This window comes from Akkermansia sp. UBA7090, from assembly GCF_002493465.1.
GTDB lineage: Bacteria > Verrucomicrobiota > Verrucomicrobiia > Verrucomicrobiales > Akkermansiaceae > Akkermansia > Akkermansia muciniphila_A.
Window position 1 is genome coordinate 26,352 of the sequence record NZ_DKYW01000007.1, and the last position, 12,451, is coordinate 38,802.

Sequence of the window (12,451 nt, forward strand, 5' to 3'; positions counted from 1 at the left end):
GAGGCTTTTTGATTTCAGGATGCCAGCCGCCTCTTGCGGAGCATGGCGTCCATGCGCGGTTTTCTGCCCATGAAATCCATGAACTGCCGCATGGGAGGGACCGCGTATCCTTTTTCCAGAATGGTTTCCCGGAATTTTCCTGCCGTTTCCCTGTCCGGTCCTCCGGCCCGTTCAAAGGCTTCGAAAATATCCTTGTCCAGAACTTCAGCCCATTGGTAGGAGAAGTAAAAGGAGGCATAACCCGAAGGGGAGGAAAACAAATGGCGCGCCGTGCGCAGCTTGCCGGCTCTTTTGAAATTTTTGAAATAGTCCATGTCTCCCGCTACGGCGGAATCCACATCATCTAGAGAACCGGAGGAGAAACGTTCCGGTGCCGCATGGACGGCCAGGTCCATCTTGGCGTACAGGAGCTGCCCGGCCAGCGCGAGGGCTGGCGTATTGCCTCGGGAGGCGTCCAGAGAGAGCAGCATCTCCTCCGGAATGGGGAGGCCCGTTTGTTCATGCCGGGCGAAGCTTTTCAGCACGTCCGGACGCCAGCACCAGTTTTCCATGAACTGGGAGGGAACTTCCACAAAATCCCGCGGCACGCTGGTTCCCGCCAGGGAGGAGATGGCAACCCTGGTAAACATCAGGTGCAGCAAATGGCCGAATTCATGGAATAAAGTCCTGACTTCCCGGTGGGTCAGCGTCACCGCGTGTCCTGCCGCGGGCGGGTGAATATTAAGACAGACCATGCCCAGGCGCGGCTTTCCCGGGGTCTCCGGCGTGGACGGGCTGCCCGTGTCCAGGGTATTCATCCACGCTCCGGCCCGTTTATTGTTACGGGAGAAAAGATCCAGATAAAAGGAGCCCAGGCGGTTGCCGTTGCCGTCGTCAATCGTGAAAAAGCGCACGTCCGGATGCCAGACCTCTACGGCTCCGGCGGATTTGTCTGCCGGGATGCCGGATAAGGCCTGCCGTGCCGGAACTTCCGCTACGCGGATGCCGTACAACCGTTCCGCCAGAGAAAACAGGCCGTCCAGAACGCGGGGAAGGGGAAAGTAGCGGCGCAGCTCCTCCTGGTCCAGCCGGAAACGTTCCTCCGCCTGGAGATTGGCGTAATAGGCCACGTCCCAGGGATTCAGGCGGGCTTTTTCCTGCCCCGTGCGACGGGCCTTTAGGCGGCGGAGAGTTTCCATTTCACGGAAAAAGGAGGGCCTGATCTTGTCCAGCAGCTCATTGACGAACTTCATGGCGTGTTCCCCGTTTCCCGCCATGCTCTCGCGCAGGGCGTAATCCGGGTACGCCTTATATCCGCATAAATGCGCCTTTTCACGGCGCAGGGAAAGGATTTCCCTGATGACGGGTTCCGTGTCGCATGTTCCCGTGGCCAGAGACTGGTGGTGTTCCCATAAATCCTTCCGGCATTCTTCCCGCCGGGCTTTTTCCATGACCCGGGCGGAAGCCGCGGAGTCCAGCGTAAACGTCCAGCCCGGATCGGACTGGCCGGGATGACGCCTCAGGAACTCCTCACGCGCCTGTTGCAGGGCGCCTCCGTCTATTCCTTCCAGAAGGGCGGCGTTCCGCACCGTCCAGGTCCAGGATTTCCTGGCGTCCATGTACAAATTGTTGAAACGCTGGGAGGCGAGCGTCAGTTCCCTGTCAATGGCCTCAAGCCGTGCGCGCTTGTCCGGCGGCAGATCCGCTCCGTTGTCCCGGAAGCTCTGCATGCTTAGTTCCATATACCGTTTCTGTTCGGGGCTCAGATGAGTCTGCCGCAGGCGTTCCTCCGCGGTTTTCAGGACTTTCCACAGGGCCTGGTCTTTCGTGACGGAGGAAAGGAAGGCGGACACGCGGGGAGCCACGGAATCCATGGCCTTGCGCAGTTCCGCGCTGTCGCACAGGCTTTTCAGGACATAGGCCTTGCACATGCCTTCCGTAAGGAGGTCATTGCTTTTCTCCAGCGCTCCGAACGTATTTTCATACGTCATTTCCTCCGGACGGAGGCGGCTGATTTCCTCTACGGAGGCCCGGGTGCGGCGCATGGCTTCCTGAATATCCGGTTCCAGCTTGTCCGGAGTCAGCCGGCTCCAGCGGATGGGACGCCCTTTGTCCAGGAAAGGGTGGGCGGAAGAGGCCGCCGGGGAGGGGAGGGCCATGGAGAAAAAGAGGAAAAGGAGGTAGAAACACTGCCTGGGTAAACGCATGGCGGCCATCCTACCGAAAGCCGTTTTTCTCTTCAAGCCTTGCGCTTTTCGTGTCTGCATCCGCGGAAAAGCCGGGCCCCGGTCTTGAACGGTTCCCGGTTTGCATGTATGAACCAGAGGAATGTCCACCAAAATCTTTCTCTATGATACCACGCTGCGGGACGGCGCGCAGAGTGAAGACGTCAACCTGAGCGCGACGGACAAGGTCCGCATCGCCCGCCAGCTGGATTATCTGGGCATGGACTACATTGAGGGCGGCTGGCCCGGCGCCAATCCGGTGGAAACGGAATTTTTCAACGCCATGAGAGGCGTCGAACTAAGGAATGCAAAACTGGCCGCCTTTGGAAGCACGCACCATCCTTCCCATACCCCGGAGACGGATCCTACGCTGAATGCCCTGGTATCCAGCGGCGCGCGGGTAGCCGCGGTCTTTGGGAAATCCTGCCCCCGCCATGTGGAAGTGGCCCTGGGCATTTCCCGGGAACGCAATCTGGAAATCATCGGCAATTCCATCTCCTTCCTTAAAAAAAATATGGAAGAAGCCTTTTTTGACGCGGAACACTTTTTTGACGGCTTCAAGCGGGATCCGGAATACGCCCTGGCTGTGCTCCGTACGGCCCGGGAACATGGCGCGGACTGCCTGGTGCTGTGCGATACCAACGGAGGCACCATGCCGGAGGAAATCAGCTCCATTATCCGGACGGTCAGGGAACGCCTGCCTTTCGCCCCCCTGGGCATTCACGCCCACAATGACTGCGAACTGGCCGTCGCCAACAGCCTGGCCGCGGTAAACAGCGGAGCCATCCAGGTGCAGGGGACCGTCAACGGCATCGGGGAGCGTTGCGGAAACGCCAATCTTTGTTCCGTCATTCCCAACCTCCAGGTGAAGATGAAAGGCTTTTCCTGCCTCAGCGGAGCCTCCCTGACGCGGCTCAAATCCACCGCCGCCTTTGTCTCGGAGGTATCCAACCTGGCGCCCTTCCGGCGGCAGCCTTTCGTGGGGAACGCCGCGTTCGCCCACAAGGGCGGAGTGCATGTCAGCGCGATCATGAAGGAGTCCGCTCTGTATGAGCACATCGACCCCTCCCTGGTGGGAAACGCCCAGCGCGTGCTGATGACGGAGCAGGGCGGCAGAAGCAACATTCTTTCCCTGTCCCGCACCCTGGGCTTTGAACTGGAAAAGGGAGACCCCCTTCTGGACGTGCTTTCCGCCGCCGTGAAGAAGAATGCCGCGCTGGGGTATGACTACGTGGCCGCCCCGGCCAGCGCGGAGCTTCTCTTCCTGCGGCACATGCCGGACAGTGCCCTGAAACCGTATTTCAACATCCTGCGCACCGTGGTGCTGACCTCCCGCCATGAAATGGACCCGGACATGATGGTGGAAGCCTCCCTCAAGCTGGACGTCCACGGCAAGGTGGAGCACACCGCCGCCGGGGGCTTTGGCCCCGTGCATGCGCTGGACAGGGCCCTGCGCCGCGCCCTGACGCGCTGGTATCCGGAATTGGAGCAGATGCACCTCATCGACTACAAGGTGCGCGTGCTTTCCCCTACCCGGACGAACATCCCGGATGCGGAGGATGAAAACGGCACCGGCTCCAATGTCCGCGTGCTTATTGAGTCCTCGGACGGCGTCGCCACCTGGACGACTGTGGGCGTTTCCTACAACATTATTGAGGCCAGCCTGGAAGCCCTGGCGGATGCCGTCACGTATAAGCTCTACAAGACGGAGCAGGCCAGATGGCGTGCGGAATGCTGACGGGCGGCGCTCCTTTCCGGGGGGCATGGGCGGCCCTCATGGCTTTTCCTTTTCTTCCCGTTCCTCTGCGTGGGAGGGCGACAGCTGAAGAGCTGAAAATCCCCCCTGCCGGTTGGCTGGTCCAGGATGGGAAGGGAAATGATCAACGAGTGCTGTGAACAGGCCCGGACGGCGGCTGTTTTTTTTGAGCCGGGTTATGTTTTCCTGTACCTCATTCTTTTTGGCCGGTCACGTTGCCGCGGTTAACGCGCGGAGCGCCGGTTTTCAACCAAGTTTGCCCGGAAAACGGATGCGGAAACCCTGCCGGGCAAATAACGGTTTTTCCACGGCTTTTGCCTCACGTCCGCATCTGCCGGGGGTGGGGCAAATAAAATATTGACCCGCCAGCGGGGAAGATTTATCCTGAAAGCCTCATTCAACCAGAGGTAGATTACAGCCGTGGAGGACGATATTATTTGCACAGAAAAAATCATTGCGGAACGCAAGACGTTCTTTCTTGATCTCAAACAGAATGCGCGCGGCAAAGTGGTGCGTATTACGGAAAAGGTGAGTTCCAACCGGGACCGGATTATGGTGCCCGCGGAAATTCTGGACGATTTCATCGCCGCTCTCCAGGATATCCGGGAGACGCTGAAGCAGCAGGGGGAATAAGTTCCCCCTCCCTCCCGTTTTTCTTGAAGACCGATAGCGGGGCTACGGCCGTCCCGCCGTTTCTTGGTGTCCGGGTCATTGAAATCCGGCGGTCAAAAAGTCGTTTTGTCTGAATTAGGCGTTGTCAAAAATAAAAAAGGGAGTATCTTTGCTTCCCGGTTTTGACGTCCCCTTTTTCCTATTCCGGAGTATTCCGCATTCCGGAGGCGCGGGGCCGCAATGTTGATGCAACCACGAATATTTCAGAGATATGACGACACAACAGGAATTGACTCCGGAGTTGATACGGGCTGCGCTGACCACGGTTAAATTTCCGGGGTTCAGCCGGGACATCGTATCTTTCGGGCTGGTGAAAAAGATCGACATTGACGCTGAAAACAACGTCACGATTGATTTGGTGATTGAGAGCAAGAATGCGGATATTCCCCGTTACATTTTTGAAGGCGTTCACGGCGTGATGAAGCATTTGCCCGGCGTGAAACACTGCGACGTCAATATTGAGCATAAGGCTCCGGAAGCCAAAAAGGGAATTAATGACGACCCCTCTACCTGGAAATCCTCCGTTCCCGGCGCCAAACATGTCATTGCCGTGGCTTCCGGCAAGGGCGGCGTGGGCAAATCCACCGTTTCCGCGAACCTGGCGGTGGCCCTGAGCAAGCTGGGCTATTCCGTCGGCCTGGTGGACCTGGACATCTACGGCCCGTCCATGTCCCTGATGTTCGGCACCAAGGAACGCCCCGGAGCCAATGAGAATGACGAATTTCTCCCGGTGACGGCTCATGGCGTGAAGCTCCTTTCCATGGGGCTGCTGATTAACGAGTCCGATCCTGTAGCGGTGCGCGGCCCTCTGGCGACACGCTACGTCCAGCAGTTCCTGCGCAACGTGGCGTGGGGGGATGTTGATTTCCTGATTCTGGACCTGCCTCCCGGCACCGGAGACATTCAGCTGACCATTGTTCAGACGGCGGAACTGGACGGCGTAGTGGTGGTGACCACGCCGCAGGAAGTGGCGCTGATTGACGCGCGCAAGGCAATCGGCCTTTTTGAACGGGTGAAGACCCCCATTCTGGGCGTGATTGAAAACATGAGTTATTTCCAGTGCCCCTCCGACGGAAAGATTTACCATATCTTTGGCGAAGGCGGCGGCGAACGGGAAGCGGCCAAGCTGGGAGTGCCCCTGCTCGGCAAGATTCCGCTGGATATTTCCACCCGCTCCGGCGGGGACGAAGGCCGCCCCGTGGCTTTGGAAGATCCCGGGCAGAACCCGGTTTCCGCCGCGTTCCGCCAGGTGGCGGAACAGTGCGCCCGCGTGGTGCTTAACCGTTGAATGACCGACGGGGCAGGATGCCCCGGCACGGTGGACAACCCTTAACTTTAAAGCCGGATTGGAGCTTGCCGCTCCGGTCCGGCTTGTTTGCCGGGAATGGTTCCGGCTCTTGGAATGAGGAAAGGCATGGAAGGAAATAAGAAAATGAATAAGACGTGGAATTTGAAGGAGATGAAAAAGCTGATACCGCTGGCTTTCCCGGTGCTGGTGGTCAACCTCTCCATTGTGGGCATGGGTGCGGTGGACGCGATTGTGGCCGGGAGCGCCGGCGTGACGGACATGGCCGCCGTGGCCCTGGGGTCTTCCGTGTACCTGCCCGTGGCTCTGTTCGCCTGCGGCGTGCTGATGATCATCGGCCCCGTGATTGCCAATATGAGGGGGAAAAGCCATGAAAGCCGCGTGGGCTACATGACCAACCACGGCCTGTGGCTGGCGTTGATGCTCAGTCTGGTTTCCATGCCGGTCATTGATGCGCTGAGAAACGTGTTCGGCTGGATTTCCGATGACGCCGCCATGTGTCAAATGGCTTCCGCCTACATGTCCGCCATTATGTGGGGGCTTCCCGCCAACCTGGGATTCGTGGCCCTGAAGAGCCTGAACGAAGGCTCCAACATGACGCGGCCCGCCATGTACGTGGGATTGTGCGGCCTGCTGCTCAACATTCCCCTGAACTACATGTTCGTCTTCGGCATGTACGGTTTTCCCCGCATGGGCGGAGCAGGGTGCGGCGCGGCCACGGCAGTCATTTTCTACATTGAATTCCTGCTGATGTTCCTGCTGGTTTACTTTAATCCCAAGCACAGGCCGTACCGCAGGCACATCATTTCCTGGCGGCGGCCCACGCCATCCGTCATCACGCATCTTGTGCGGCTGGGCGTGCCGATAGGCGTTTCCCAGCTGTGCGAGGTGATGCTCTTCTGCGCGGCGGCGCTGGTGCTGGCGCCTCTGGGAGAGACGCAGGTGGCGAGCCACCAGATTGCCGGGAATGTGGGCGCCCTGGTGTTCATGCTCCCGCTCTCCGTAGGGCTGGCGGCTTCCATCCGCGTGGCGTACCATCACGGCCGGAATGATCTGGCAGGCGCCAGATCCGCCATTCTGTCTTCCTACGTGCTGGTGCTCACCATCTGCCTGTGCACCTTTGGAGGCATCACCCTGTTCCGCGAGCAGATTGTGCTCCTGTACAATGACTCGGAGCTGATTGTCAGCACGGCTTCCGTCCTGCTGATTCTGGCGGCGGCCTACCAGCTTCCGGACTGTTTGCAGGTGCTCTCCGCCGGGGTTCTGAGAGGATTCCGGGACACGGCGTCCATTACCTTCATTACGTTCTTCTCTTATTGGATAGTAGGATTTCCGGCGTGCTACATCCTCGCCCGCACGGACTGGATTGTCCCGGCCATGGGCGCGCGCGGCATCTGGACGGGATTCATCATCGGCCTGTCCGTAGCGGCCGTGCTGCTGCTCTGGCGCGTAAGGCGCACCGCCAGGCGGGAATTCGCCCTGATGAGACAGGCGGGATTAAGGGAAAGTTGAGTTTCCGGAACACTTTCTTTCCGCGGGATAAATGCGGCGTTTCAGAAGGTGAACATGGCAGGAAGCATGGCGGAACGTGCGTCCACTGTGCTTTCACGATGTAATGACGGCGTGCGGGAAATGAATCCCCACGCCATCATTATTGAATTATGTCTATTACAGTTACCAATCCGGAAGGCCGGAACGTTGAATTCAAGGACCAGAAGGGGCCGACCTGCGGTCTTTACTCCTTGTCTTTTGTTCTGGATTATCTCTACAATATTAAAATTCCTGCCACATCGGACGGAGACAAGAAGGGAGTATCCCTGAGGAGAAAATTCAAAAGAGACGAGAAAACCATTATTGGAGAATTATATGACTCCACTCCCGTCATGGCGGATTATATCAGGAGTCTGGAATCTTCCAAAATCAAGTGTCAGTCTGCCGCCTGTGAAGTTTCCTCCATTGTGGGCATTCTGGATGCCGGAGGCCTTTGCATGGTTCCCTTCTGCGTAGATGCCGGGGGAAATCCTGATACTTCAGGTATTCGTGCCCACTGGTGCGTCATACAGAAGAATGTGGACTGCGCGTCCCGAAAATTGGCGGACGCTTACCACTGGGGCAGAAAATTTGTGTTTGACCTGAATATTTTGCGGGACAGCAATCAATCCATTCAGGATGTAGCCGCGTCCTGGTGGGGAAAGGATAGTACGGGGGGGAATTATTATTCCTGCGACTCGGAAGAGAGCACGACGGCCGTTGACGCCTGGGGGGGAACCCACCAGCTCAAGCCTGGTTCCGTCAAACAGATTCCCGCGGCGCTTCTCAGCCAGACACTGGCCGGGAAAATGCTGATCTTTACCAAATGATCGTTCCCTGTGACGGAACTGCCGTTTCTCAGGGAAGCAATGAACGCCAAAGCGGGCGGTCCCTCTCATGGAGGGAACCGCCCGCAAACGGTTTAAGTCGGCGCACCGGAGATTTTAGCCGATGCGTTCCACTTTCACGGAGTGGGATTGGCCGTTGATGACGATGGTCAGGTCACGGGAACCGGAGGGGCCGCTTACCCGGGCGGTGATGCCGTTGTCAATGACGGTCATGGACGGCGCGGCCGCCGGAGCCGCGGCGGGAGCGGTGTTCACCTGCACGGGGGCTTCTTCCTTAGGTTCCGGTTTTTTGTAGAAGTCTTCCACCTGCTGCGGGAACATGGCGTAGATGACGCAGTGTTCGTCGTCCGTGGGGAGCCCCTTTTCCGCAAGCTTCCTGCGCAGGTCTTCCATGCCGGGCTTGATCAGGTCCGCCGGGCGGCAGGTGATCGGTTCCTTGCCCATCTTTTCCGCGCAGAGTTTCTGCACTTCCGGGTCCACGGGGGCTGAGGTGCGGCCGTAGTAGCCCAGGGCAATATCCGCCGCCTGGGGGGTGATGTTCTTCCAGCGGCCGAACTTGACGTTCAGCATCGCCTGCACGCCTACGATCTGGGAGGTGGGGGTCACCAGCGGAATCCAGCCCAGGGCCTTGCGGACTACCGGAATTTCCGCGAATACTTCCTCAAACTTGTCTTCCATGCCCTGTTCCTTGAGCTGGGTGCGGAAGTTGGAAAGCATGCCGCCGGGCACCTGGTAACGGAGCGTGTCGGAGTCCACCACTTCATTGCGGTGGGAGGCGAATTTGCCCAGGCTGTCATAGACGGGTTTGAGCATTTCGGAAACTTCAATGAGCTTGTCCGCGTCGTAATCCGGCTTGCGGGGATTGCCGTTCAGCAGGGCAAGCATGCGCAGGCAGTCCGGCTGGCCCGTGCCGTTGGCGAAGGGGGAGATGGAGACATCGCACGCGTCCACTCCGGCATCAATGGCGCTGAGGTAGGTGGAGGCGCCGAGGCCGGCGGTGTCATGCGTGTGGATCCAGACGGGGATGTTCAGGTCCTTTTTCAGGGCGCTGACGAGTTCCTGGGTGACATACGGAGGAATGAGGCCGGCCATATCCTTGATGACGATGGCGTCCGCCCCCATGTCCGCGAGTTCCCGCCCCATGTCCACAAACGTCTGCGTGGTGTGCACGGGAGAAGTCGTGTAGCAGATGGTGCCGTGGGCCTGCGCTCCGGCTTTCTTGGCGGCGCGGATGGAGGTTTCCATGTTGCGCGGGTCGTTCACGCAGTCGAAAATGCGGAAGATGTTCATGCCGTGCTTGGCGCTCATGGCGACAAAGGCTTCCACCACGTCGTCCGCATAGTTGGTGTAGCCCACGATATTCTGGCCGCGCAGCAGCATCATGTGCGGCGTTTTGGGGGCTGCTTTTTTCAGGGCGTCCAGCCGGTCGAAAGGCCATTCTTTCAAGAAGCGCAGCCCGGCGTCGATGGTGGCGCCGCCCCAGGTTTCCAGGGCGCTGAAGCCCATGGAGTCCAGAATGGGGGCAATGGGCAGCATGTCTGCCGTCTTCATGCGGGTTGCCGCCAGGGATTGATGCCCGTCGCGCAGAACGGTGCAGTTGAATGTAACAGGATTCATTATTTAGTTAACTGTTGTTAAAAATTGAAGAGGTGGCTTCTGGAGAATGATTTTCTCACAGCCTCCCTTGCAGGTCAAGCATACAAGAGCGGATTCCCCGGAAGAACTACTGGACGGGGGCCGTCAGGCGCGCCAGGTTGCAGAGCATTTTGAAGCCCAGGGATTTGTTGTTGTAATCCGCCAGGGATTCCCTTTTGGATGAGGAAAAATCCCGCTCCAGCATGGCTTTCACCTCCGCGCAGACGGAGGGGGAATGGATAACGGCGGTGATTTCAAAGTTCAGGGCCAGGGAACGGTTGTCCAGATTGGCGGTTCCCACGGTGGCTATGTCATCGTCCATCAGAACCACTTTCTGGTGCAGGAACCCCTTTTGATAGGCCCAGAGCTGGATGCCGTATGTGTCCAGGTCCCGAAGGAAAGTAAAGGAGGACAGTTTCACCAGAATATGGTCCGCCCGCTCCGGGCGCAGGATGCGCACGTCCACATTCCGCAGGGCCGCCGCCTGCAGGGCGGCCATGACCCCCTCGTCCGGGACGAAGTAGGGCGTGGCGATCCAGAGCCGGCGGGTGGCGCTGTTCGCCAGGGCGATGAGCGCGGTTTTCCAGGCGGGAATGACGTCTGCGGGACCGGAGGGCAGGATGAGCAGGGTTTCATTCTCCGGCTGGGGCGTGATTTCCCAGCGGAGGCGGGGAAGGGAAGAGGGGCCGCATTTCAGCATGGCCCAGTTCCAGTCCTCCAGAAAGCTGATTTGCGTTTGCTGGACGGAAGGCCCCTCAAGCTGAACAAACGTGTCGCGCCAGTAGCCCAGAGCGCCTTTGCCCAGGTATTCCCTTCCTATATTCATGCCTCCGATAAAGGCGGTGGAGCCGTCCACCACCACCAGTTTCCGGTGGTTGCGGAAGTTCAGCCGCAGGATGTTGCTCAGGAAATGGCGTTTCCCGTTGAAAGGCTCAATGTTCACTCCTGCCTTCCGCAGGGCGGAAATGTAACCGGGCGGGAGCTTGTGGGAGCCGATTTCATCATACAGCATGTAGATGCGGATGCCGGCCCTGGCCCGTTCAATCAGCAGGTCCTTCAGGTTCTGCCCCACGGAATCGTTTTTGATGATGAAGAATTCAATCAGGATGTAATGCTCTGCGTTCTTGATGGCGTCGTAAATGCGCGGGAAAGCATTGGCCGCGTCAATAAGCAGGCGGCAGGAATTGCCGCGGCAGACGGGCAGCCGCACGATGTTGGAAAGCGTGCGCATGATTTTTCCCGCCGTGTCGGATGACTGTATGGCATACGGAACCATGCAGTCTGTGATTTTATCCGTCAGTTCCCCCCATGCGGATTCGGGGTCCGTCTGACGGCGGCGCGTTTCCACATATCCGCTGAATCTCCGGCGTCCCAGGATCAGGTAAAAGGGGACGGCAATATATGGAAACGCCAGCAGGGAAATGAGCCACGCGATTGTTCCCTGAGGCGTGCGCGTGTGGAGCAGGGCCGGAATCAGGCAGAAGGCGCCTGCAATGTGGCAAAAGGCGGCAAATCCCAAATATGGCTCTTCAGGAATGATCATGGAACGGAAAACCGGAAAAGATGCGGGGAGAAGTGAAAAGGCTGGCTTTTGAAGCAGGAGATGATACTAAGGTGGCGCATGCTCGTATTATCACGGGTTCAGGGATTAGAAAAGCGTAATTTAAGGGAATGAAGCAGTATTTGGCACTTTTGGAGGATGTTCTGACTAATGGGGCGGGGCGGGAGGACCGTACCGGAACGGGCACCATCGGCGTGTTCGGACGGCAGAGCAGGTATGACCTGCGCGACGGTTTTCCGTGCCTGACGACCAAGAAGCTTCATTTGCGCTCCATCATTTATGAACTGCTCTGGTTCCTGAAAGGGGATACCAATATCAGGTTTTTGAAAGACAACGGCGTCAGCATCTGGGATGAATGGGCCGACGAAAACGGGGATCTGGGGCCCGTGTACGGAGCGCAGTGGCGCTGCTGGCCGGGAAACGACGGAAAACCCATTGACCAGATTGCCAGACTGATTGACGGCCTGAAACATAATCCCTGGTCCCGGAGGCACATCGTCAGCGCGTGGAATGTGGCCCTGGTGGACGATATGGCCCTCCCTCCGTGCCATTCCCTGTTCCAGTTTTGCGTGATTCCCGCCCAGCCGGGAGAAGAAAAACACGGCCTTTCCCTCCAGCTTTACCAGCGCAGCGCGGATCTTTTTCTGGGGGTTCCCTTCAATATAGCTTCCTATGCGCTGCTGCTGCTTATGACCGCCCAGGTATGCGGGTATGAAGCCCGGGAATTCATCCATACGTTCGGGGATCTGCACCTGTACCGGAACCATCTGGACCAGGCGAGGGAACAGCTTTCCCGCACGCCCCGTCCTCTGCCGGTCATGAAGCTCAACCCGGAGGTGAACACCATTGACGGGTTCCATTATGAAGACTTTGAGCTCGTGGGGTATGATCCCCTGCCGCACATCAAGGCTCCCATCTCCGTTTAGCGCATTCATCCCT

At 58.4% G+C, this 12,451-nt stretch carries 9 protein-coding genes; 6 read left to right on the forward strand and 3 right to left on the reverse strand.

Annotation, left to right across the window (positions count from 1 at the left end):
- Positions 1-14: 14 nt before the first annotated feature.
- The gene (locus B3075_RS01840; RefSeq protein WP_290488787.1) at positions 15-2,186 is read right to left on the reverse strand and encodes a M3 family metallopeptidase; all 2,172 of its coding nucleotides are present in this window, start codon (positions 2,184-2,186) and stop codon (positions 15-17) included.
- A gap of 121 nt (positions 2,187-2,307) precedes the next feature.
- On the opposite strand from B3075_RS01840, the gene cimA reads away from it, so the two are divergent.
- From cimA to B3075_RS01865, 5 genes are all read left to right on the forward strand, one after another.
- Entirely contained in the window at positions 2,308-3,942 is a 1,635-nt protein-coding gene (cimA, locus tag B3075_RS01845; protein WP_290488786.1) for a citramalate synthase, read from the forward strand.
- Between the two features lie 438 nt (positions 3,943-4,380).
- Positions 4,381-4,593 carry a DNA/RNA-binding protein gene (locus B3075_RS01850; protein ID WP_012421062.1) on the forward strand — a complete coding sequence of 71 codons (213 nt, stop codon included), beginning with the start codon at positions 4,381-4,383 and terminating at the stop codon, positions 4,591-4,593.
- A 250-nt stretch (positions 4,594-4,843) separates the two neighbouring features.
- Positions 4,844-5,920: a P-loop NTPase gene (locus B3075_RS01855; RefSeq protein ID WP_094137161.1), complete on the forward strand. Its 1,077-nt coding sequence runs from the start codon at positions 4,844-4,846 to the stop codon at positions 5,918-5,920.
- A gap of 144 nt (positions 5,921-6,064) precedes the next feature.
- Positions 6,065-7,450 carry an MATE family efflux transporter gene (locus B3075_RS01860; RefSeq protein WP_290488783.1) on the forward strand — a complete coding sequence of 462 codons (1,386 nt, stop codon included), beginning with the start codon at positions 6,065-6,067 and terminating at the stop codon, positions 7,448-7,450.
- A 149-nt stretch (positions 7,451-7,599) separates the two neighbouring features.
- The gene (locus B3075_RS01865; RefSeq protein ID WP_290488781.1) at positions 7,600-8,298 is read left to right on the forward strand and encodes a hypothetical protein; all 699 of its coding nucleotides are present in this window, start codon (positions 7,600-7,602) and stop codon (positions 8,296-8,298) included.
- Positions 8,299-8,412: 114 nt separating this feature from the next.
- Here B3075_RS01865 and B3075_RS01870 read toward each other — a convergent pair whose 3' ends face one another.
- Both B3075_RS01870 and cls read right to left on the reverse strand, forming a co-directional pair.
- The gene (locus B3075_RS01870) at positions 8,413-9,933 is read right to left on the reverse strand and encodes a pyruvate carboxylase subunit B (RefSeq protein WP_102738551.1); all 1,521 of its coding nucleotides are present in this window, start codon (positions 9,931-9,933) and stop codon (positions 8,413-8,415) included.
- A gap of 106 nt (positions 9,934-10,039) precedes the next feature.
- Positions 10,040-11,494: a cardiolipin synthase gene (gene cls, locus B3075_RS01875; protein WP_290488777.1), complete on the reverse strand. Its 1,455-nt coding sequence runs from the start codon at positions 11,492-11,494 to the stop codon at positions 10,040-10,042.
- 128 nt (positions 11,495-11,622) lie between these two features.
- Between cls and B3075_RS01880 the strand changes: the two genes are divergently transcribed.
- Positions 11,623-12,438 (forward strand): thymidylate synthase, encoded by an 816-nt coding sequence (locus B3075_RS01880; RefSeq protein WP_094137153.1) that lies wholly within the window; start codon positions 11,623-11,625, stop codon positions 12,436-12,438.
- The last annotated feature ends 13 nt before the right edge of the window (positions 12,439-12,451 follow it).